Annotated in this window: 15 protein-coding genes; 11 read left to right on the top strand and 4 right to left on the bottom strand. The window is 49.4% G+C overall.

Going from position 1 to position 22,716, the window contains the following annotated elements:
• Nucleotides 1-12: 12 nt before the first annotated feature.
• Nucleotides 13-969 carry a methylenetetrahydrofolate reductase [NAD(P)H] gene (gene metF, locus BC349_RS12865; protein WP_187257175.1) on the top strand — a complete coding sequence of 319 codons (957 nt, stop codon included), beginning with the start codon at nt 13-15 and terminating at the stop codon, nt 967-969.
• Between the two features lie 57 nt (nt 970-1,026).
• Here the strand turns inward: metF and BC349_RS12860 are convergent, their stop codons facing one another.
• From BC349_RS12860 to BC349_RS12850, 3 genes are all read right to left on the bottom strand, one after another.
• The gene (locus BC349_RS12860) at nt 1,027-1,719 is read right to left on the bottom strand and encodes a porin family protein (RefSeq protein ID WP_187257174.1); all 693 of its coding nucleotides are present in this window, start codon (nt 1,717-1,719) and stop codon (nt 1,027-1,029) included.
• 66 nt (nt 1,720-1,785) lie between these two features.
• On the bottom strand, nt 1,786-3,624 hold the full coding sequence (locus tag BC349_RS12855; RefSeq protein ID WP_187257173.1) for a peptidylprolyl isomerase: 1,839 nt from the start codon (nt 3,622-3,624) through the stop codon (nt 1,786-1,788).
• Nucleotides 3,625-3,628: 4 nt separating this feature from the next.
• The gene (locus tag BC349_RS12850) at nt 3,629-5,107 is read right to left on the bottom strand and encodes a TlpA family protein disulfide reductase (protein ID WP_187257172.1); all 1,479 of its coding nucleotides are present in this window, start codon (nt 5,105-5,107) and stop codon (nt 3,629-3,631) included.
• A gap of 63 nt (nt 5,108-5,170) precedes the next feature.
• Between BC349_RS12850 and rlmD the strand changes: the two genes are divergently transcribed.
• The 6 genes from rlmD (at nt 5,171) to BC349_RS12820 (ending at nt 11,256) form a co-directional block, all read left to right on the top strand.
• Complete coding sequence (rlmD, locus tag BC349_RS12845; RefSeq protein WP_187257171.1) at nt 5,171-6,574, top strand: 23S rRNA (uracil(1939)-C(5))-methyltransferase RlmD; 1,404 nt, start codon at nt 5,171-5,173, stop codon at nt 6,572-6,574.
• Nucleotides 6,574-7,170, top strand: coding sequence for a rhomboid family intramembrane serine protease (locus BC349_RS12840; RefSeq protein ID WP_187257170.1), 597 nt, complete (start codon nt 6,574-6,576; stop codon nt 7,168-7,170). Before rlmD ends, BC349_RS12840 begins: the two co-directional genes overlap by 1 nt.
• A gap of 4 nt (nt 7,171-7,174) precedes the next feature.
• Nucleotides 7,175-8,107 (top strand): rhomboid family intramembrane serine protease, encoded by a 933-nt coding sequence (locus BC349_RS12835; protein ID WP_187257169.1) that lies wholly within the window; start codon nt 7,175-7,177, stop codon nt 8,105-8,107.
• An 8-nt stretch (nt 8,108-8,115) separates the two neighbouring features.
• A complete protein-coding gene (locus BC349_RS12830; RefSeq protein WP_187257168.1) occupies nt 8,116-9,258 on the top strand; it encodes an endonuclease/exonuclease/phosphatase family protein in 1,143 nt (380 codons plus the stop codon).
• Nucleotides 9,259-9,341: 83 nt separating this feature from the next.
• A complete protein-coding gene (cysS, locus tag BC349_RS12825) occupies nt 9,342-10,841 on the top strand; it encodes a cysteine--tRNA ligase (RefSeq protein WP_187257167.1) in 1,500 nt (499 codons plus the stop codon).
• 25 nt (nt 10,842-10,866) lie between these two features.
• Complete coding sequence (locus BC349_RS12820) at nt 10,867-11,256, top strand: Dabb family protein (protein WP_187257166.1); 390 nt, start codon at nt 10,867-10,869, stop codon at nt 11,254-11,256.
• Here BC349_RS12820 and BC349_RS12815 read toward each other — a convergent pair whose 3' ends face one another.
• Complete coding sequence (locus BC349_RS12815; RefSeq protein WP_187257165.1) at nt 11,257-12,288, bottom strand: GntR family transcriptional regulator; 1,032 nt, start codon at nt 12,286-12,288, stop codon at nt 11,257-11,259. It abuts the gene before it with no gap.
• 127 nt (nt 12,289-12,415) lie between these two features.
• On the opposite strand from BC349_RS12815, the gene BC349_RS12810 reads away from it, so the two are divergent.
• The 4 genes from BC349_RS12810 (at nt 12,416) to BC349_RS12795 (ending at nt 22,703) form a co-directional block, all read left to right on the top strand.
• On the top strand, nt 12,416-15,145 hold the full coding sequence (locus BC349_RS12810; RefSeq protein ID WP_187257164.1) for an alpha-L-rhamnosidase: 2,730 nt from the start codon (nt 12,416-12,418) through the stop codon (nt 15,143-15,145).
• 101 nt (nt 15,146-15,246) lie between these two features.
• Nucleotides 15,247-16,827 (top strand): GDSL-type esterase/lipase family protein, encoded by a 1,581-nt coding sequence (locus tag BC349_RS12805; RefSeq protein WP_187257163.1) that lies wholly within the window; start codon nt 15,247-15,249, stop codon nt 16,825-16,827.
• Nucleotides 16,828-16,869: 42 nt separating this feature from the next.
• On the top strand, nt 16,870-20,316 hold the full coding sequence (locus BC349_RS12800; RefSeq protein ID WP_187257162.1) for a ThuA domain-containing protein: 3,447 nt from the start codon (nt 16,870-16,872) through the stop codon (nt 20,314-20,316).
• Nucleotides 20,317-20,339: 23 nt separating this feature from the next.
• Complete coding sequence (locus BC349_RS12795; RefSeq protein WP_187257161.1) at nt 20,340-22,703, top strand: TonB-dependent receptor; 2,364 nt, start codon at nt 20,340-20,342, stop codon at nt 22,701-22,703.
• The last annotated feature ends 13 nt before the right edge of the window (nt 22,704-22,716 follow it).

Genomic DNA, 22,716 nt, shown 5'->3' with positions numbered 1-22,716 from the left:
AACAAGCAAACAATGAAGGTTATTGATCATATCAACGGGGCGAAGGATACACTGATCTCTTTCGAAATTTTACCACCACTCAAAGGCAAAGGCATCAATGCGATTTATAATCACCTTGATCCTTTGATGGAATTCAAACCATCCTTTATCAACGTTACTTACCACAGAAGCGAGACCATGTTCAAGAAACAGGCCGATGGTTCTTTCGCCAAGATCGAAGTGAGAAAACGTCCCGGTACTGTTGGAATCTGTGCGGCCATCATGCAGCATTACAATGTAGATCCCGTACCCCACCTGATTTGCGGCGGATTTACCAGGGAGGAGACGGAGAACGCCCTGATCGACCTGGCTTTCCTTGGGATCGACAACGTGTTGGTGCTGCGCGGTGATGCGGCAAAGAACGAAACCTATTTTGAGCCTGAACCCGGCGGCAACCGTTATGCCATCGACCTGCTGAAACAGGTGATGGACCTCAATAATGGCATCTACCTCGAAGAGGAAGTGAAGGATCCGGGCGGAAGGGCACAATTCTGTATCGGTGTGGCGGGTTACCCCGAAAAACATTTTGAATCTCCCAATAAAGCTACCGATCTCGCCTACCTGAAAGCCAAAGTGGATGCGGGCGCAGAATACATTGTCACCCAGATGTTCTTCGACAACCAGAAATATTTTGAGTTCGTGGACCACTGCAGGGCAGCAGGCATCAATGTGCCGATCATACCCGGACTAAAACCCATTACCAATAAGAAGCAGATGATGATCCTGCCGAGGACTTTCCATGTGGACCTGCCGGATGATCTCTCCAATGAGATCATGAAGTGTAAAACCGATGCAGAGGTGGAATTGGTGGGAACCGAATGGCTGCTGCAACAGAGCCGCGAACTGAAAAAGGGCGGCGCTCCTGTATTGCATTATTACACGCTGGGAAAACCCAAAGTGATCTGGAACGTGGTGAAGGAATTGGTCTGACCCGGGATATAATAAAGAAGAAAGGGGTGAACAACGCGTTCATCCCTTTCCGTTATATTAAAGACTGATGCCCAGGGATACACTCAGCACCCTGTGTTTATTCTTATCATTCGTACTGTTGTCGCTTCCTGAATTGAGCTTAGCCAGTCCGTATCCGTAATTCACGGAAACCAACACATTCCTGAATGCGAATCCGGCGGTACCGTTCAGGCCATAATCGAATCTTTTCATGCGTCCCAGTCCGGCACCTTCTTCCTCTGACGTGGTTGGATCATCATTGGTGAATTCAATCTTCTCTTCCGATTTGAAAGCAACCCCGATGAATTTTCCTTCGGTCTTATTCTTTCCTGCAATACCTATTGCCGCATAAGGTCCGGCACCGATAAAAAATTTTGATTCCTTATCCGACAGCGGAATATTCACTACCAGGTTGGCTGGAATTTCAATGTAATAGGGATTGGTGGTTGCCTTGATGTAATTATTGGATGTTTCGCTTCCGCTCTGCCATTTCGCTCCTTTGCCGGTGTATAAAATTCCGGGCTGGAAAGAGAGCAGTCCTTGTCCTATCGGGAGATCTGCCATTAAGCCGGCATGAAAACTGGCCAGGCTGTTGGCATCTTCAATTGCCCCGTTGTCTGAAACGGAAACGTTCGCCAGGTTGAATCCGCCTTTCAGGTACACTTTGTTATCCTGGGCATTGGACTGGTAAGCGATGGCCCCGATTGCCATCATCAAAATCATTTTCTTCATGTTAGTTTAATCTGAGTTTTTAGGGATGTAGTTTAACGAGAAAGGCTACACGCAGAAATCATGCCATTACCTGTTAAGGCTCTTCAAAACCGACTGGTTAACAGTTACAGGGTATTGTTTGCGTAATGCGCCCACCCACTCTTCTTCCAGCTTTTCCTGGTAATCATTCAGGACAAAGCCACGGGCTTCTTCAAAACTTCGGATATCCTTTCCCGGTAATGTTTCAATGATGTACATGAATACAAAACCCAAATCATTGGCTACCCTGACTGGTTCCGTAACCATTCCCTTTTCCGGCTTTTGGTGATAGGTTACCGGTAACTGGTCTGTTTCAAACCTGCCGCTATCGGCCTGTATGGCGCCATTCATGCTTTCAGTGAGTGATCTCCAGGCGGCTGGATCTTTTGTAATTAACTGATGGAACCGGTAGGTTGTCGCGGAATCAGTTCCGGTAAATATGACAGTCTTTACATTCTCCTTCCACCTGTACCGACCGGCATGCTGCGCATAAAATTTCTTCAGGCCTTCTTCATCAGCGGAAGCTTTCTCCCATACATTTCTCTGCATCACTTCAAACAGCATATTGCCATCCCTGAACTCCTTGAGCTGGTCAGCAAATTCTGGCTCATATTTCTCCAGCCTGTTCCGGTATTCCTCCAGCAGCTTCATTTTAAAAAACTGTTCGGTTCCTTCACCTGTGCCGGTTTTATATTGGAGGTATTCCATTCCCATAACAGGTTCGCCATTTATCATTGCCAGTTTTGTGTTGGCTTCAATGGCTTTCGGGTCAAAAGCCAACACGCGGAATCCCGTCAGCTTTTTCACCTTTTCGATTACTGCTTCATGCGCAAGCTGGCCCCGTTCATCTTCCTTCACTTTCTCCAAAATTCCCGGTAAACTAATCTCCTGCCCGGAACCTGCCACCATTTCCGCGGCCTTTAACCGCCTGATGATGTGAAAGCCCTGCGAGGTTTGGAATGGCTTGCTGATGGCATCCTCCTGCTTCAGCACAAATGCCTGGTCCTCGAATTCAGGTGCATAAGTGCCCGGCCTGAATGCCGGCAGTATTCCATTGTTCTGGTAAGAGGAATTATCGGCACTGTGCCTGTAGGCAAGCTTTCCAAAATCAGCACCATTCAATAGCTCCCTGTACAAAGAATCAGCGAACCTGCTAACGCTGTCAGTTTGCTTCCTGTCGGCGTCGGCCGGGATTTCCAGCAAGATTTGCGCTACCTGTACAGTACCGGCCGCGGGCCTCTCTGCTGTGGGGCGGAAAATATGGTATGCTCCCCGTCCCCGAAACACCGGACTGTTCTGGTTCAGCGGGGTTCCGTAGGCAATTTTTTCTAGTGCGTAGGGCAGGGTAAAGGAACTGATCCAGCCAATATCACCTTTGTTAACCTTTACTGAAGGATCGCGCGATAATTCAGTGGCAACGGCCTCAAAGGACCGGCCGTTTTTCAGTTGGCTGGCAGCCATCGTGACCAGTCGGAATGCTTCCGCTGTATCATTTCCGGTATAAGGAATATAGATATGTGACAACCGGATATCCTTGCTGCTGTTAGCCTCCGCCTCCTTCACCAGCATATGGAGGGTTGCTTCATCATACATGTAGTTGCCCGAAACCTGGTTGCGGAAACTTTCGAGTTCTGAACGCTGTGATGGCAGGGTGTCAATCCGCAGGTCATAAGCGGCCTGTACCTTCAGTTTATAACGGATATACAGATCAAGGTAATTGCGGTATGCGGCCTGGTCGGCCTTCTGGCCGTTATTGTTCTTTTTAAAGGCCTTCAGGAATTCATCCTTTTCCACCACATGCTTCCCGTAGGTAAAAAGCGTTTGTGCCTGCACGGTGGTAACAGAAACAATGGCACTTATGAGCAAACAGAGTAACTGGTTTTTCATGGATTTATTGGTTGGCTGGCTTTTGCTGTTGCTTTACTGTGATCAGCTGATCCATCTGTTCGTAGGTCAGTTTTTTGGCTATGATCCTTTTCTGGTCATCGAGCAAATACAATACCGGCGTCTGGTACACATCGTATAACTGGCGGTATCCCGGCTGCCCCGACTGCTGTTCGGCTGTCCGTTGCTGTTCGGTCTGGTAAACATGCACCCAGTCCTTCAGTTTGTTCTCCCGGATAAATTTCAGCCAGTTGTCTTTGCCGCCTTCTGTCATCACGCCATAAATTTTGATGCCCTGTTTTTTCCATTTGGCCTGGTACATTGAATCCAGTTTGGGCACCATCTCCTTGCAATGCCCGCAGGTGGGATCCCAGAAACATACCACCACATATGGGGCTTTCACTTCGTATAAGGGAGACAGCTTTCCGGTGCTGTCGGTCATGTTCAGGTCCCATGCCGGATTGCCGATCAGGTTGGCCATCAGTGAGTAGGCGCGGTCGGTCATGTATTTCCTGTATTGCGCCGTAAACCAGTCCACGTCGGGCTTTTCGTTGATATACTTTTCAAAAAGGTGCACAAAAACGGCATCCTGCCCCATGTATTCGGGGTTGATGTATTTCTGTACAAACTGTGTCAGCAGGAATTTATACATCTCGCGGTTGGACCTCGACATCAGCAGGAACCAGTCAATCTCCTTTTTGATGGAATCGGGTTCAGGAGACACCAGGTTACGGAAATATTTCTCCACCCTGCTTTCAAAGAAAGGTGTTCGCAACAACCGTTCATCGTAGAGGTTGATGCCGTCCCAGTAATGATCCTTGAAATAATGATATGCGTAAGTCTGGTCGTAAACCCCCTTCGGGTGCTGTGCCGCCGGCGGAACCACCGGTTCCTGCAGGGCGGCAAAGAGGGTGCTCAGAAAAGCATCTGGATTTTTGCGAATGAAATCGGTCCGGTATTGCTGGATCTCCCCGTTGAGACTGGTCATTTTTTGCTGGATAGAGGCCGAATCGGCGGCGGTTTTTACCCCGGACAACTGTTGCTGAAGGCCGTTGATGGCTTTTCCGCGGGATTGAACAAAATCTGTATAGGCCTGGAAATCAGTGTTATCGGTTGAACCGGTAAACTTTAACCGGCTTAACTGAGCTGTATCAGCGCTAACTGTAAACCACTGTTCCCTGTCCACCAGCATCTCAAACAGGAACTCCTTTTTTGGGGAAACAACAATATAAATGCCGCCAGTCAGGGGATTAGCCCCTTTGAAAACAGCCTTCCCATCGGCCTGTACCTGCGTAGAATCGGCCAGGGCCTTGATTTTCCCGAAATGATAGGCAAGGTAAAGGGTTTGTCCCTGGTAGGCATTCAACTGCACAGTCAACTGGTAGCCCTTGTTTGCGCCCGACTGCGCCTGCAAAAGGGTGGTCATTCCGCCCATTGCCATGAAACAAAATACTAATATGAGCTTCCGGATATTAAGGTTCTTCATCGATCTGATTGTCTTGCTAATTTCACGAATTGGCTACAATAATATTGTGTTTACTTTTGCCGCATGCGCAAAAAGAATATTACGCTGGAAAAATTAACAGTTCTGGATTATGCTGCCGAGGGGAAAGCGCTGAGCCGGGTGGAAGGAAAAGTGATCTTCATTGAAGGCGCCGTACCCGGTGATGTGGTGGATGTAAGGCTGACGAAAAATAAAAAAGACTGGGCTGAAGGCAAGGTTCAACGGATACATCATTATTCGGAAGACAGGGTGACCCCCTTCTGCGATCATTTCGGGGTTTGCGGCGGCTGCAAGTGGCAGATGCTGCCCTACGAAAAACAGCTACAGTACAAGCAGCAGGAAGTGGAACAGCATCTGAAACGCATCGGGAAATTGGCCCTGCCGGCCATTGAGCCCATCCTGGGTTGTGCCGAAACCCGTTTTTACCGCAACAAGCTGGAGTTTACCGCCAGCAACCGCCGCTACCTGCTGCCCCGGGAAGTGGAAGCAGGTGGCGAGATCCCGGCTGAAAATGCCATCGGCTTCCACGTGCCGCGCATTTTCGACAAGGTGATCGATATCCATACCTGCCACCTGATGCACGAACCGGCCAATATCATCCGCAATACGATTCGCGACTATGCCGGAGAGCACGGTTTATCCTTTTATGATATCCGCGAACACCATGGTTTCCTGCGCACCGTCATTGTAAGGGTGCTTACCACCGGTGAAGTAATGGTGAACGTAGCATTCGGCCAGGAGGATAAGTCCGCCCGCAAAGGCCTGCTCGACCACCTGCTGCAAAAAGTGCCTGCCATCACCACCCTGCTCTACACTATCAATACCAAGTGGAACGACAGCCTGCACGACCAGGAACCGAAAGTTTATCACGGTAAGGGATATGCGATGGAAACACTGGAAGATTTCCGGTTCAAGATCAGTCCCAAATCCTTTTTCCAGACCAATACCCGCCAGGGTGAACGCCTTTACCAGGTTACAAGGGAGTTCGCAGAACTTTCCGGGTCCGAAACTGTTTATGACCTGTACTGCGGCACGGGAAGCATCGGGATTTTCCTGAGCCGCCAGGCGGCGAAGATCATAGGTGTGGAAGTGGTGGCCGATGCCATCGAAGACGCCAAAGAAAATGCGGCACTGAATGGGATCGGGCACGCTGAATTCTTTGCAGGCGACGTGATCGATATCTGTAACGATGAATTCTTTGCCACCCATGGCCGTCCTGATGTGATCATCACCGACCCCCCACGGGCAGGCATGCACGAAAAACTGGTACAGAAGATCCTGGAGATGGAAGCGCCTACAGTAGTTTATGTAAGTTGCAACCCGGCAACCCAGGCCCGCGACCTGCACCTGCTGGATGCCAGATATGCCGTAACAAGGGTCAGACCGGTGGATATGTTTCCCCATACACACCATATTGAAAATGTAGTACAGCTAAAACTGAGGAAATAATGAGACAATTACCACCGGTAGTAAAAAATATCCTGATCGCTAATGTGGTGATCTTTTTTGCGCAATACATCTTCGCCAAACAGGGCATTTTCCTGGAACAGTGGGGTGCATTGTTCCCGCTGGGATCACCGTATTTCAAGATCTGGCAGCTTATTACCCATATGTTCATGCATGCGGGCCCCTTCCATATCCTCTTCAACATGTTCGCGCTGTACATGTTCGGGGGCATGCTGGAAAATCTCTGGGGCGGAAAGCGGTTCTTCAATTTTTACATGATCAGTGGCATCGTGGCCGGGCTCGCCCAACTTTTCCTGGATTCCCATTTTGACATGGCCGTGGGTGCCTCGGGTGCCATCATGGGCATTCTGGCGGCTTTTACCTATCTTTTTCCCAATACCCCATTGTACCTGATGTTCATCCCGATCCCTGTAAAGGCGAAATATGCCATCCCGGCTTTGATGGCCCTTGACCTTTTTGGCGGGATAGCCCGCGTACAGGGGGATAATATCGCCCACTGGGCACACCTTGGCGGTGCCGCTGCAGGCTTCGTAATGGTATTTTTGTGGAACAAAACCAATCGTAATACGTTTTATTGATAATATGGCTATGAATCTGCAGGAAGAAAAGAGCAGCAGGAGAATCCTGCTGGGGGCTGATGGTAATTCACTGGTTAACCTGGTGGTGGTGAATGCCGTATTATTCGTTTTACTCAAATTTATCTACGTCATCTACCTGTTGAGTGATCTCAGGGCAGATGATTATTACACCAATGTGCTGGCCTGGTTTTCACTGCCTGCCGACCTGGGGAAACTGGTCTACAGGCCCTGGACCCTCATCACCTTCATGTTTACCCATGACAACGTGATGCATGTCATTGCCAACCTGCTCTGGCTCTGGATGTTCGGGTATATTTTGCAGGACCTGACCGGTAACCGCAAGCTGGTACCGATCTATGTGATGGGCGGACTGGCAGGCGCGCTTGTTTTCATTTTGTCGCATAACCTGGTTCCCAACCTGAACAAAGACCTCGCTTTCGCCAGCATGATGGGGGCCAATGCCTCTGTCATGGCCGTTGCTGTTGCCACCACCACAGTGGCCCCGGATTATCGCATCTTCCCGATGATCAATGGGGGATTGCCACTCTGGATACTCACGGCAGTATATGTTATCATCAATTTTGCCGGTTTGCCGGTAGGCTCAGTCGGACTGTACCTGGCTCATATCACCGGGGCAGCCATGGGATTCACCTTCATATACCAGATGAGGAGGGGGCGCGACTGGAGTTTGTGGCTCAATAATTTCTTTGACTGGATTAACAACCTGTTCAGCCCCGATAAACCTGCCAAAAGGAAAAAGCTGAGAGACAGTTTTTTCTATAAGGTCAGCGGGCAGGCGCCATTCAAAAAATATCCCCATATTACCCAGCAGCGGATAGACCAGATCCTGGATAAGATTAACCAGGAGGGCTATCACATGCTCACGGAGGAAGAAAAAGAGATACTTCGCAGGGCAGCAAATGAAGATGAGTTGTAAATTCGAAAATGCCTTCCTTTTTCCGCAGCCTTACCAAGCGTTTTTTTATCATCCTCACCATGGTGGTAACGGGATTATTCCTGTTATCCTGTGCGTCCTGGTATATTGAGCCCGGAAAATACTGGTATATAGCTTTGCTGGGTGTTGGTTTTGCCTTCCTGCTGTTTGCAATGGGGGTGATGCTTATTTTCTGGATCGTCTTCCGCTCCAAATGGTTCCTGCTGCCGCTGTCGGCCATGATCCTGGGCTGGCAGCCCATCAATGCGTTTTTTGCCTTTCATCCATTTGCCGGTTCAGGCAGCGCCAAACCCGAAGGCAGCCTCCGGATCATGCAGTGGAATGTGGCCAGGTTTGACGAAATGTCGGGACGCCCCCGTTCGGGCAAATCCAAACGCAAACTGATGCTGGATTATATCGAAAGGCTTAACCCCGATATCATTTGCATGCAGGAGTTCCTGGAGTCCAATGATAAAAAACTCTTCGACGAAAATATTCCCTATTTCCGCGACAGCCTGGGTTACCGTTATTTTTATTATGCCATGGATCACCGTCGCCCCGACAAAGTGTACGAACACGGGATCGCAATCTTCTCGCGGTATCCGATCAGGAAAACACATCGCAGGAAATTCGGCGGGCCAAAATCACTCAAGGCAAATGAAAGTTTTATTTATACGGATATAGATGTGAACGGAAGGATGATACGGGTCTTTACCACCCACCTGCAGTCCCTGTTGTTCACGAATGCCGAATTCCGTAAACTGGAGGAAATCAAACAGGGGGATGACAGTACAATTTCAAAGTCCCTGGATATTTTCCAGAAGTTCCGCCAGGCCTATGGTTTCCGCCAGCAGCAGGCTGAAATGATCAGGTCCGAGCTGGACCAGAGCCCGCATCCTGCCATCATTTGCGGCGATTTCAATGATGTGCCGAATTCTTTTGTTTATCACCGTGTGAAGGGCAGCAGGAAGGACGTATTCACCCGCAAGGGATTCGGCGTCGGCCGAACCTATTCATTCCTCTCACCCACACTCAGGATCGATTATATCATGGTCGACAAGCGTTTCGGGGTGGTGCAGGTCCGGAACCCCCATCCGCGCTTATCAGATCATTTTCCCGTTATTGCTGACCTTAGGCTTCCGGCTTCCAGGTGATTTCATAATTAAATTTTTCATTTATATAATCTTTATCGCGCAAAGCTCGTTATCCCTTTATTTTTGCAAGCAATTGATCAATTATGTCCGAACTGAAAGTATTTAATTCCTATACGAGGCAGAAAGAAGTATTTGAACCCCTGGTTCCGGGTCATGTGGGTATGTATGTGTGCGGACCAACTGTAAGCGGGGAGAGCCATCTCGGCCATGCCCGCCCCTTTATCACTTTTGATGTATTGTATCGCTACCTGGTACATCTGGGATATAAGGTGCGGTATGTCCGCAATATTACCGATGCGGGACATTTTGAGGAAGAAGGCCGTGAAGCGGAAGACAAAATTTCATCAAAGGCACAGATTGAAAAACTGGAACCGATGGAACTGGTGCAGAAATACACCAATCTTTTCCATTGGGCCATGAAACAGTTCAATAATCTCGACCCATCCATTGAACCCACAGCAACCGGTCATATCGTGGAGCAGATCGAAATGATCAAAACCATTATCGCCGAAGGCTACGCGTATGAGAAAAATGGTTCTGTTTATTTTGATGTCAAAAAATTTGCTGAAAACTATCCATACGGCAAACTAAGCGGTCGTGTGATGGATGACCTGCTCGAAACCACCCGTGAACTGGAGGGCCAGGATGAAAAGAAGAACAAGCAGGATTTTGCGTTGTGGAAAGCGGCTCCGCCGGAACACATCATGCGTTGGAACAGCCCCTGGGGTGAGGGTTTCCCGGGCTGGCACATCGAATGTTCGGCCATGGCCACCAAATACCTGGGTAAACAATTTGATATCCATGGGGGAGGGATGGATCTCCAGTTTCCCCACCATGAAAGTGAGATCGCACAAAGTACGATCTGCAACCACCATGTTCCTGCACGTTACTGGATGCACAATAACATGATCACCATCAACGGCAAGAAGATGGGCAAGAGCTATAACAATGTGATCAAGCTGACTGAATTGTTCAGCGGCTCGCATCCCTTGCTGGAACAGGCATACCACCCGATGACGGTGCGCTTTTTTATCCTGCAGACACATTACCGCAGCACGCTTGATTTCGGTAACGAAGCATTACAGGCGGCGCAAAAAGGTATGCGCCGTTTGTGGGATGCCTACAAAGTGCTGAACGAGTTTACTGCCGGCGCGGCCACCGCCGGAGATGCGGAACTGGATGCCAAATGCGCTAAACTCGTGGATGAATTCGACGAATTCATGAACGATGACATCAACACCGCGAAAGTACTGGCCAGCATGTTTGAACTGGTACCGGTGATCAATGGCATCAGGGACAAACATATACCTGCCGATGCATTGGGCAATGCCACCATTGACAAGATGCGCAAGGCTTTCAGGGCTTACCTGGAAGACATCTTTGGATTGCAGGATGAACAACATTCCGGAGGCGGTGATACCGGAAAACTGGATGGTGTATTGCAACTGCTCATCGATATCCGCAAGGATGCCAAGAGCAGGAAGGATTTTGCCACCAGCGACAAGATCCGCAACCAGCTCCAGGAACTGGGCATTTTACTGAAAGATGAAAAAGACGGCGGGGTGAGCGTAAGTTTCGCGTAACTTAAGGGTGAAAAATCACCCTTTCATGAGAAAGCTCTTACTCTTTTTACTAGCGTCCATTATTATGACTTCAGCTGCATTTGCACAGGGTACATCCGGACAGTCGGGGAAACTGCTGCGCCATGTGGTGCTCTTTAAGTTTACTGCTGCCAGCACCGAATCTGACGTGCAAAAAGTAGAAGATGCATTTCGCAGGCTGCCAAAAGCAATAAAAGAAATTCATTCCTTCGAATGGGGAAAAAACAATAGTCCCGAAAACCTGAACCAGGAATTCACCCATTGTTTTTTTGTGACCTTCAAATCTGAAGCAGACCGCGCTGTGTACCTGCCCCATGCCGCACACCTCGCCTTTGTGGAAGTACTGAAACCGCACCTCGACAAAGTTCTGGTGATCGACTACTGGGCGGAGAAATGATCAGAGTGATGGCCGCAGGGTAAGGGTGAAAGGTATTTCCGTTTGCTCCGGTTGATTACTGAGGATCATCTTTGCGGTGGCTTCACCCATTGCCGCAAAGTTGGTGGAAATGGTAGTGATCCCATCCAGTATAAACCGTTTCAGCGGTGTTTCATTGTAGGAGATGATGCCAACATCTGTGCCCGGTTTCAGGGCAGTCTGCTTTATTTTTTCCAGCAATACCACCAGGTCATCTTCCATCAGGTTGATGTATACTTCACCCTTGCCGATGGGTTCTTCGGCAATAGAATGAACCACTTTGTAATTGAACGCATACTCACGGCAGAAGGAATAAAAGCCCTTGAGGATTTCCTCCGGGAAATAGGTGTATGAAGGGAAGATGATCTTTATTGTCTGGTATTTTTCCAGCCGGGGCAGTGCCTGCTCAAGGGCATTGAAAATATCTTTTTCAAAATCTTCATAGGCCGCGCCATAGTTTCTGGTAATTCCCGGGATCAGCTTATCCAGCAGGATCAGGTTCGCACCTTTAATGTCGTTGATCAGCTCGTGTGCATTTTCGCCACCCTCCAGGAAATGAGGGATGATGACAAAATGGGTGTAATCGTTCTTGCGGTCCGTGATCAGTTTTTTAAACAGGCTGAAATCATTGTTGTAGATATAAAAATCAATCGCCGCTTTTTCTCCCAGCTCCTTCACCATGGAATCGTAGATGATCTTTTTATGCTGGCTGAGTTTATTGAACAGCAGGAAGATCTTATAGGTCTGGAAAAAATCCGTTTGGGAGATGAAATAACCCTTGCCCGGAACCGATCCGATGATCCCGAGTCCTTTCAGGTGACGGTATGCCTTTTCAGCGGTATCCCTTGAAATATCCAGTTCATAGCTGAGCTCGTTGATGGAGGGCAGGAGATAGTCCTTTCCGATCTTGCCTTCTTCCATTCCCTTGATGATCGAATTGGTCAGTTGCAGGTACTTGGGGGTAACCGACTGGTCGTCTATATGAATAAAGCGATAGATATTATCAGCGGCCATGGATCCGGAGCTTCTGATAAATATAGAAAGATTATTCTTAGCCGACCTTGATTAACTTACAGGATAGTGCAGGATGGTAATGCAGGATTACGGGAATATATTCGTCACTATTCAAACATTGCGCGCCATGTACACAAGATCATTATGGTTGTTAGCCTTTATGCTGCTCAGTGCAGGCAGTTTTGCACAACTCCGGATCAGCAGGCTGTTAACCGAACAGTTACATAATCCCATCGCCGTTGCCAGTACCCAGCCCCGCTTCAGCTGGCAACTTGAATCTGCCAGTCGCAATGCCGGGCAATCAGCCTATGAGATCGTAGTTACTGAGGGAAAGAATACCGTTTGGAAGAGTGGTAGAGTAAATTCTGACCAGTCTGTAATGGTGCCCTACCAGGGCGAGACGCTGAAAAGCCGGAAAAAATACAACTGGAAACTCAGGGTCTGGGATGAAAAGGGCAAGGCATCGGGCTGGAGTGCTCCGGCTTCTTTTGAAATGGCCCTCCTGGATGCTGCGGAGTGGAAGGCTAAGTGGATCACACCAGGTTACACAGAAGACTCTGTCATGCGTCCCAGTCCGCTTTTCCTGAAGAAATTCGACCTCTCAAAAAAGATAGCATCTGCAAGATTGTATATAACCTCACATGGCCTTTATGAAGCAATGCTGAATGGTCAAAGGGTAGGAGATGATTACCTGACCCCCGGCTGGACCGCCTACAGGAAGCGCCTGCAATACCAGGTATATGATGTAACGGGCATGCTTCAGCGCGGATCCAACGCAATTGGCGTAACCCTTGGAAGCGGCTGGTACCGCGGGGCTATTGGCTGGGTTGGCGGGTTTAATTTTTACGGAAAGGATATTGCCCTGCTGGCTCAGATGCATATTACCTATGCCGATGGCACGGAAACAGTAATTGTATCTGATGAATCATGGAAGTCTTCCACCGGAAAGATCAGGTATTCCGAGATCTACCATGGCGAAACCATTGATGCCCGCCTGGATAAGGCGGGTTGGTCAACAGCTTCGTATAATGATGCGGGTTGGAGTCCGGTTGTGGTGAAAGACTTTTCTAAAAGTGTATTGATTTCCACGGTTAATGAAACCGTTAAAAAACAGGAACGCTTCAAACCAATTAAAATATTCACTACCCCGGAAGGGGATAAGGTGATTGATTTTGGGCAAAACCTTGTCGGCTGGGTGGTAGTGAAAGTGAAAGGGAAAACGGGCGACAGCATTATATTGTCACATGCCGAAGTGCTTGATAAAAAAGGGAATTTCTACACGGCAAATATGCGGTCTGCAAAAGTGAAGAATACCTATGTGCTGAAAGGTGGTGAGGAAGAGATATTCGAACCACATTTCACCTGGCAGGGTTTCCGGTATGCGAAAATTGAGGGTTACCCGGGTGAGATCACCGCGGACAATTTTGAAGCGGTTGCGCTTTATTCGGATATGGAGCCAACAGGAACATTTACCAGTTCCAATGCCCTGGTCAACCAGTTGCAGCATAATATCGAATGGGGACAAAGAGGTAATTTCCTGGATGTGCCAACCGACTGTCCGCAGCGTGATGAGCGCCTGGGCTGGACAGGCGATGCACAGGCTTTTGCAAGAACCGCTTCCTTCAACATGAATGTCAATAATTTCTTTGCCAAATGGTTAAGGGATGTGGAAGCAGACCAGGACAGTGGTAAAGTGCCATTTGTGGTCCCCAATGTGCTGGGAAAAAATGCAGTCAACTCTGCGGGCTGGGCCGATGTTGCAACCATTGCACCCTGGGATATGTACCTGGCCTATGGTGACAAAAGACTGCTTGAAACCCAGTACCAGAGCATGAAGGATTATGTGGAAAGTATCCGCAGGGTGGCAAAGAACGATCTCTGGAATACCGGTTTTCATTTTGGTGACTGGCTCTTTTATCGCCCAAATGATGACAATGACGGTCGTGCGGCAGTTACAGACAAATACCTGATCGCACAATGCTTTTATGCGCACTCCGTGCAATTGCTCGCAAATGCCGCAAAAGTTCTGGGACGCCAGGAAGATGCCGGCAACTACACGGCACTGTCAGACAGGATAAAGGCGGCTTTTTTGAACGAATACATGACCTCCAACGGACGCCTGGTTTCCGGCACCCAAACTGCCTATGTGCTTGCCCTGCATTTCGACATGTTACCTGAAAACCTGCGGGCACAGGCTGCAAAACGTTTGGCAGAAAATGTCGAATCTTATGGCACGCATCTCACCACAGGTTTTTTGGGAACTCCTTATCTCTGCCATGTGCTGAGCCGCTTTGGGTATGCCGATATTGCCTATAAATTATTACAGCAGGAAACCTATCCCTCCTGGCTCTACCCTGTCAAGATGGGAGCTACCACCATCTGGGAAAGATGGGATGGCATCAAGCCGGACTCCACATTTCAGACGCCCTCCATGAACTCCTACAACCACTATGCCTATGGTGCCATCGGCGACTGGATGTACCGGGTGATGGCCGGACTGGATACTTATGAAGACGGAGTCGGGTATAAGCATATCAGGATCAAACCCGTGATCGGAGGTGATTTCACCCATGCAGAGGCATCTCTCAAAACCTATTATGGACTGGTGAAAAGTGGCTGGAAACTTGAGGGTAACAAACTGTTGATGAATCTTACCATACCAGTTAATACCAGGGCTACCGTTTATATTCCTGCTGAACAGGCTGATTCAATCAGGGAAAACGGGGTGCTGATCTCTGGCGTAAAAGATATTAAACTGGCGGGTAGGAACGGAGATTATATTCAACTTGAACTGGGGGCCGGTGAATACCATTTTTCTGCTGACAGAAAGGTTCCGGTTGCAGCTGTGAAAAATTAACCGATCTTTTTCTTTTTTTGCCATCCGTCGGGCAGGAGGCGGATTTGTTGGGAATTAGCTGCCTTCTTTGGTTATATTTAGGAGCTAAATTTTCTTGCTGTATGAAAAAAGTGTTGGTTTTACCATTAATCCTGCTGGCATTTACCGCATGGGCCCAAAACGAGGTGATCCGATTGTATCCCGGCAAAGCACCCGGCTCGGAATCCTGGAACTGGGAGGAAAAATATTTGGAAACAACAAGCTGGCAGACTCCGGTTGTGTACAATGTGGCCGAACCAACGCTTACTGTTTATCCCGCACCGGCAGGATTCAATACCAATACGGCGGTGATCATTGCTCCGGGAGGAGGTTTCCATGCCCTGTCCATAAAAAGCGAAGGCACCGATGTGGCCAAATGGCTGAACAGTAAGGGCATCACTGCATTTGTCCTGAAATACCGGCTGGTACACAGCCTGACGGAAGAACCCACCATCGAATTTGGCCAGTCCATTTCCGGGAATGGTTCGGAAAAATATGACTATAAAACCGTTGTATCAATGGCCATGCAGGATGGCTTAAAAGCGGTTGCGTATCTCCGTGAGAACGCCGAAAAATATAATATCAGCAGGGACCGGATCGGATTCATGGGATTTTCCGCAGGAGGTACCGTAACCATGTCGGTGGTGTACAACTCGACCGATGCAAACCGTCCCAACTTCATCGTTCCCGTCTATGCATATACCGGCAGGCTCCCGGGTGATTCAACGGTTCCCGCAGCTAAAACCCCTGCCTTTATAGTGGCTGCCACTGATGATAACCTCGGACTGGCTCCGCACAGCGTGGCGGTGTATAATAAATGGGTGGCCGCAAAACAACCCGCCGAATTGCACATGTATGAGCGCGGCGGGCATGGCTTCGGTATGCGTGAATTGAACCTTCCTTCCGATACCTGGGTGGACCGCCTGGCCGACTGGATGGGTGAATACGGCTGGATGTGGCCTGTTAAACCTACGGGCTGGAGAGCCAATACAAATTACAAGGACTGGAGAAAATATTCCCGCATGCAGGACGAACTGAACCGCAATGATTGGGGTAACCTGAGAAAGTATGCCAAAGAGAACGATGCCCTGAAACCCCTGAAGGCAAATGAAAAGAGAATTGTCTTCATGGGCAATTCCATTACCGAAGGCTGGAAGAATAACCGCCCTTCGTTTTTTGCGGGCAGGCCATATATCAACCGTGGTATCAGCGGACAAACCACTCCACAGATGCTGTTGCGCTTCCGCGATGATGTGGTGAACCTGAAGCCTGCGGCCGTAGTGATCCTGGCAGGTATCAATGATATTGCAGGAAATACCGGTCCCATGACCCTGGAACAAAGCTTTGATAATATTTCTTCAATGGCTGAGATCGCAAGGGCAAATAATATCAGGGTGGTGATCTGCTCCGTACTGCCGGCCTATGATTTTCCCTGGCGTCCCGGAATGCAACCCGCGGGAAAAGTGGTGGAACTCAACAAGATGCTGAGAGACTATGCGACCAGGCATAAGCTTGTGTACGTGGACTTTTTCTCCGCCATGGCCGATGAGCGGAAAGGCCTGCCCAAACACCTGGCACACGATGAAGTGCACCCTACGGAAGAAGGCTATAAAATTATGGAACCCCTGGTTGAAAAGGGAATAGCCGAGGCACTCAAAAAATAATCAACATCATTCACCAGCAATACCAGCTTCAAGCAATTCAACATGATCAGATCACTTGCCACATTCCTTAGCCTGTCCTGCCTGGCTTTAATCCTGAGTATGGCCATCTCCTGCGGAGGACGCTCCGGTAAGGCCAGGGTCCTGGTTTTCAGCAAAACGGCCGGATTTTATCACAATTCCATCCCCGATGGAATTGCAGCTATTCAGAAACTCGGGAAGGAGAATGGTTTTGATGTGGATACCACCGTTAATGCCGCCTGGTTTACTGATGACAGCCTGAAAAAATACTCCGCGGTCATTTTCCTTAGTACCACCGGTGATGTACTCAACAACTACCAGGAAGCTGCCTTTGAACGCTATATCCAGTCCGGCGGTGGTTATGTTGGGATACATGCGGCCAGCGATACCGAATATGAATGGGGATGGTATGGCCGGCTGGCTGGTGCCTATTTCCTCGATCACCCCGGCATCAACGATACCTTCCCGAATGTGCAGCCGGGTGTGTTGAATGTGGTGGACCGCAGCCATATATCCACCAAACACCTCGAAGAAAAATGGAACAAGACCGATGAATTTTACAGTTTCAAAAAAATGAATCCGGATGTGAAAGTGCTGGTGACGGTGGATGAAAAATCCTATAAAGGCGGCAAGAACGGTGACCATCACCCGATGTCATGGTACCACGAATATGACGGTGGCCGTGCTTTTTATACCAATATGGGTCACACCAAAGAAACTTTCACGGAAGATCCATTCGTAAAGCATTTGCTGGGAGGAATCCGGTATGCCATCGGCAAGAATAAAAAGCTCGATTACAATAAAGCCCGCACACTGAATGTGCCGGATGAAGACCGTTTCACCAAGACCATGCTGGTCACCGGACAGTTTTTTGAGCCAACGGAACTGACCGTGCTGCCCAACCTCGACATCCTCGTGGCACAGCGCCGCGGCGAGATCCTGCTGGTGAAGAACGGCGATTCTATTCCGAAGCTGGCCAAAATGCTGAACGTGTACTGGAAGACCAATACACCTGGTGTGAATGCAGAAGAAGGTGTACTGGGCATCAAAGCCGATCCGGATTTTGAGAAGAACAGATTTGTATATGTATTCTATAGTCCGATTGATACTTCTGTGAACCGCCTCTCGCGTTTCAGGCTGTCGAATGACAGCCTGGTGGAGGAGAAGACCATCCTGGATGTTTATTCCCAGCGGGAGATATGCTGCCATACTGGTGGATCCATCGCCTTTGATAAGGACGGTAATCTGTTTCTTTCTACCGGTGACAACTCAACGCCATTCGATGAGCCTAAGCAAACTTATACCAACAGGGGCTTTGCACCGCTGGATGACCGTCAGGGTCATGAGCAATACGATGCCCGCCGCAGTTCCGGCAACCCCAATGACCTGCGCGGAAAGATCCTTCGCATTAAAGTGAAGGAAGATGGCTCATATGACATACCTGACGGCAACCTATACCCGAAAAGAACGGAAGGTACCCGTCCCGAGATCTATGTTCAGGGTAACCGGAATCCCTACCGGATCTCTGTTGACCAGAAAAATGGTTATCTCTACTGGGGTGAAGTGGGGCCCGATGCCGGCGGCGACAGTTTAGGTGTTCGGGGACCCCGTGGTTATGATGAAGTTAACCAGGCACGTAAGGCCGGATTCTTCGGATGGCCACTTTTCATAGCCAACAATATACCATATCACGAGTATGATTATGCAACCGGAAAAACCGGACCACTTTTTGATCCGGCCAAACCTGTCAATACCTCACGCAACAATACCGGCATTAAGGAATTACCACCTGCACAACCCGCTTTCATCTGGTATCCCTATGGCGCTTCTGTTGACTTTCCCAGTGTCGGAACCGGCGGACGCAACGCGATGGCCGGACCGGTTTATTATACCGATATGTTCCCGAAAGAGACCCGCATGCCCGACTATATGAATGGCAAGCTGATCATTTACGACTGGATTCGCGGTTGGGTAAAACTGGTGACCATGATGCCAAACGGCGATTTTGACAAAATGGAGCCCTTCATGCCCAATACCAAATTCAACAACATGATCGATATGGAGGTGGGACCAGATGGTAAGCTCTACCTGCTGGAATATGGCAGCGGCTGGTTCAGTAAGAATCCCGATGCAGGACTGGCGAGAATAGATTTCAACGGTGGGAACCGCGCACCGAAAGTGGCCGGTATCAGCGTGGACAGGCGTTCTGGCGCACTGCCCTATAAAGTGGTGGCTACTGTAGATGCGAAGGATCCCGAAAAAGACCCGCTTACCTATACCTGGAACCTGGGCAACGGCGAGCAAAAGGAGACCACCGTACCCCAACTTGAATATACATATAGCAAGACCGGTGATTATAGTATATCCGTAACAGTTAGTGATGATAAAAAAGAAACCGCGAAGAGCGAGCCTGTCAATGTATATGCGGGTAATGACGAGCCGGAAGTAAGCATAAAGATCAGGGGCAACCAGACATTCTATTTCCCTGGTAAGATGGTGGAATATGAAGTGAAAGTGAGCGATAAAAATGATCCCACCGCTGCAACGGATGTGTCGGGGCTGGTCGTGTCTGCCGATTACCTGGAGAGTCCGGATAAAGCTGGCGCCAATCTGGGCCATATGCTGATGTCTGAAGCCACCGTTGGGAAAAGCCTGGTACAGTCGCTCGATTGCAAATCCTGTCACAAGGAGAATGAAAAATCCATTGGTCCCGCATATTTTGAAGTGGCGAAAAAATACAGGGACCGCCCCGATGCGGTCGGTTATCTCGTCAACAAGATCATCAAAGGCGGTGGTGGCGTTTGGGGCGAAACAGCCATGTCGGCTCACCCCGATCTAAAGGAGAATGATGCCCGCCAGATCGTGGCCTGGATACAATCACTGGCAGCAGCGCAGAAACTGCAACCATCTCTTCCGGCCGTTGGGTCGGTAAAATCCACCCTCGATAAAAAGCCGACGGACCAGGGCGTATTGGTAATCTCCGCCAGTTATACCGACAAGGGTGGTAACAATATAAAACCACTCACCGGCAACAATAGTGTGGTACTTAAGGGCAGCAAACTGGACTTTGGAGCAGCCACCAACCTAAGGGATTTTTCACTGATGAGGGTTCAGGGTATGACCCTGATGATTGTACCAAAACCCACAGGTCATTTCAGTATGGAGAAGCTGGATCTGACCGGTGTGAATGGTGCCGCATTGGTGGTGGGCTGGCAGGAAGCTCCCAAAATAGGCTACGTGTTCGAGTTCAGGCTGGATGCACCGGATGGCAAAAAGATCGGTGAGGCAGTATTAAAAGGCGGAATGTCCTCTGCACGTCCTGCCGGCGGTTTTGGTGGTACCATGCTGAATGTGGTGCTGGAACCGGTTACAGATGGTAAATTGCACAACCTGTATATAATTAGCCGGGTGGCTGATCCGGCGGAAGCAGGAACGGTTGCTTTACAGGCCATACAATTGATTTCTAAATAACCCAAAATAAGAGTCAGAACAAGATGATGAGTAAGAGGTTCGTATCCGTATTAGCAGCAGTATTACTGGTTTTTTCAGCAACAGCGCAGCAACCGGTCATAAAAGGAAAGGTAACAGACAAGTCGGGAAAAGGGCTGGGCGGGGTGTCCGTTCGTGTTCTCAATACCTCGCTGGGAACGATAACGGGGCAGGAGGGGGATTTCCAACTGGCCGCCCTGCAGCATGGTTCCTATGAACTGGAATTATCCATGATCGGTTATGCATCCACGGTAGTTACTGCGCAGACCGGTGACAAGGGGGATGCGAATACCTATATATTACAGATACAGTCCCGGCAACTGGATGATGTACTGGTAACCGCAGAAAAGCGGGAAGGGCTGATACAGAAAGCGCCGTTAAGCGTTACGTCATTATCAGCCAGGCAGGTGCAGCAGTACCGGCTCTGGAATGCCAAAGAACTCACTGCCATCGTGCCCAATTTCTACTCCAATAATTCCGGCGATGAAAGAAATGTGACATCGATCCGCGGTATTACCACCACTTCCTATGATCCCGCTGTGGCAGTGTATGTAGACGGAGTGAACCAGTTCAGTCTCGACAGCTATATTCCACAACTCGCAGATGTCGAACGAATCGAAGTGTTGCGCGGCCCGCAGGGAACCCTTTATGGACGTAATGCCATGGGTGGTGTCATCAATATTATCACCAAACAGCCGGGCAATACTACCAGCGGTTTCGCGGAAGTCAACATGGGCAATTATGGATTGCAGCGTTACCAGGCAGGTATCCGGACTCCCGTGGTAAAAGGAAAATTATTTGCCGGTGCTTCAGCTGTTTACCACCAGCGCGATGGGTATTATACCAACGAATTCAACAACAGTTCCTACGATAAACAGCATGCGCTGACCGGAAATTATTTCCTGAAATGGCTGCCTGCTTCCAACTGGTCTGTCACCTATAATTTCAAACACCAGAACAACCGCAACCACGGTGCATTTCCAATGGTCTTTGGCGTGGAGGATGCTATCAACAATGCGTATAAACTGAACCAGAATGCGGTGGCCCGGATGGTGGACAATACCATGAATACTTCGCTCTCGGTGCAGCACCAGGCAAGGGATTTCAACTTTATATCGCAGACCGCCTACCAGACCAATTACAGGTATTACCAGTCGCCGCTGGATGGCGATTTCTCTCCCCTGGATGCCGTGGAAGTGATCAATGATTTTGGTCGCGACTGGAACCGGGTGAAGATATTTACCCAGGAATTCCGATTCAGTTCTCCTGCGCAGAAGTCCTCCCGGCTTAACTGGCTGGCGGGTGCTTTCTTCTTCCGGCAGCACAACCCTGTGAAGCAGGCCACCCATTTTGGCGAGGATGCCGAAATGATGGGTGCTCCCATGACGAATTTTTCCACGATCAATACCTCCACCGGAAAGAACCGCGGAATGGCATTCTTCGGGCAGGCCAATTATGCGTTCACATCGAAACTTTCTTTCATCGCGGGATTGCGCTACGATCGCGAAAACCGTGAATTGAAGGTAAAAGGAGAATTCCAGCCCGACGGCGATGATGCATTTACCACCCAGCCCGATACCGCCGCCACCAACACTTTCAGCGCTATATCCCCCAAGGTGGGCGCTGCCTACCAGCTGGATAGCCAAAATAATATTTTTGCCAGTTTCAGCCGCGGGTTCCGCACGGGCGGACTTACGCAACTGTCTTCCGATCCCTCGCAGCCACCGCTCTACCCTTACAAACCTGAATACAGCAACAATATAGAGATCGGATGGAAGGGCCGCTTCCTGGAAAATCGGTTACAGATGGCCGTTACCGCTTTCTATACAGGCGTTACCGATGCGCAGGTGCCTGCCCTTGTTTTGCCCGATGCCATTACGGTTACCCGCAATACCGGCAAACTCAATAGCAGGGGGTTGGAACTGGAGGCTGCAGCGCGGCTGGCAGAGGGGCTTGAACTGGATTACAGTTTCGGTTATACCTATGCGAAATACAGTGAGCTCAAAGTGTCTTCCAATGGTGATGAAGTTAACCTGGATGGCAAACGCCAGATATTCACACCCGATGTCACATCCATGCTGGCCCTGCAGTACAGCGTGGCCCTGTTGCCCAAACAACAGGTAGCGCTGGTGGCAAGGGCAGAATGGATCTACCTCGGACAACAATATTTTGACCTGGCCAATAATATCCGCCAGTCGCCCTATCAACTGATCAATACCCGCCTGGGAGTCAGCAGCCGGTTCGGGGAGATCCATTTCTGGGCCCGCAATCTCACCAAAAGAAAATATATGGCCTATGCCTATGATTTTGGTGCCGTACACATCGGCGACCCGCAGACCATGGGCATCACCATTACCACAAAATTTTAACCAACAAAACAAT

The organism is Flavihumibacter stibioxidans (assembly GCF_014332695.1).
GTDB lineage: Bacteria > Bacteroidota > Bacteroidia > Chitinophagales > Chitinophagaceae > Flavihumibacter > Flavihumibacter stibioxidans.
Note: the sequence above shows the minus strand (reverse complement) of the source record. Positions and strands in the feature narration are given on the sequence as shown.

What these genes read in the sequence shown, in the direction of transcription:
- rlmD (WP_187257171.1), top strand. Translation starts at nt 5,171, where the DNA reads ATGCGCAAAAAGAATATTACGCTGGAAAAATTAACAGTTCTGGATTAT.
- BC349_RS12820 (WP_187257166.1), top strand. Translation starts at nt 10,867, where the DNA reads ATGAGAAAGCTCTTACTCTTTTTACTAGCGTCCATTATTATGACTTCA.
- BC349_RS12835 (WP_187257169.1), top strand. Translation starts at nt 7,175, where the DNA reads ATGGCTATGAATCTGCAGGAAGAAAAGAGCAGCAGGAGAATCCTGCTG.
- BC349_RS12850 (WP_187257172.1), bottom strand. Translation starts at nt 5,107, where the DNA reads ATGAAGAACCTTAATATCCGGAAGCTCATATTAGTATTTTGTTTCATG.
- BC349_RS12860 (WP_187257174.1), bottom strand. Translation starts at nt 1,719, where the DNA reads ATGAAGAAAATGATTTTGATGATGGCAATCGGGGCCATCGCTTACCAG.
- BC349_RS12810 (WP_187257164.1), top strand. Translation starts at nt 12,416, where the DNA reads ATGTACACAAGATCATTATGGTTGTTAGCCTTTATGCTGCTCAGTGCA.
- BC349_RS12840 (WP_187257170.1), top strand. Translation starts at nt 6,574, where the DNA reads ATGAGACAATTACCACCGGTAGTAAAAAATATCCTGATCGCTAATGTG.
- BC349_RS12855 (WP_187257173.1), bottom strand. Translation starts at nt 3,624, where the DNA reads ATGAAAAACCAGTTACTCTGTTTGCTCATAAGTGCCATTGTTTCTGTT.
- BC349_RS12815 (WP_187257165.1), bottom strand. Translation starts at nt 12,288, where the DNA reads ATGGCCGCTGATAATATCTATCGCTTTATTCATATAGACGACCAGTCG.
- metF (WP_187257175.1), top strand. Translation starts at nt 13, where the DNA reads ATGAAGGTTATTGATCATATCAACGGGGCGAAGGATACACTGATCTCT.
- BC349_RS12795 (WP_187257161.1), top strand. Translation starts at nt 20,340, where the DNA reads ATGATGAGTAAGAGGTTCGTATCCGTATTAGCAGCAGTATTACTGGTT.
- cysS (WP_187257167.1), top strand. Translation starts at nt 9,342, where the DNA reads ATGTCCGAACTGAAAGTATTTAATTCCTATACGAGGCAGAAAGAAGTA.
- BC349_RS12830 (WP_187257168.1), top strand. Translation starts at nt 8,116, where the DNA reads ATGCCTTCCTTTTTCCGCAGCCTTACCAAGCGTTTTTTTATCATCCTC.
- BC349_RS12800 (WP_187257162.1), top strand. Translation starts at nt 16,870, where the DNA reads ATGATCAGATCACTTGCCACATTCCTTAGCCTGTCCTGCCTGGCTTTA.
- BC349_RS12805 (WP_187257163.1), top strand. Translation starts at nt 15,247, where the DNA reads ATGAAAAAAGTGTTGGTTTTACCATTAATCCTGCTGGCATTTACCGCA.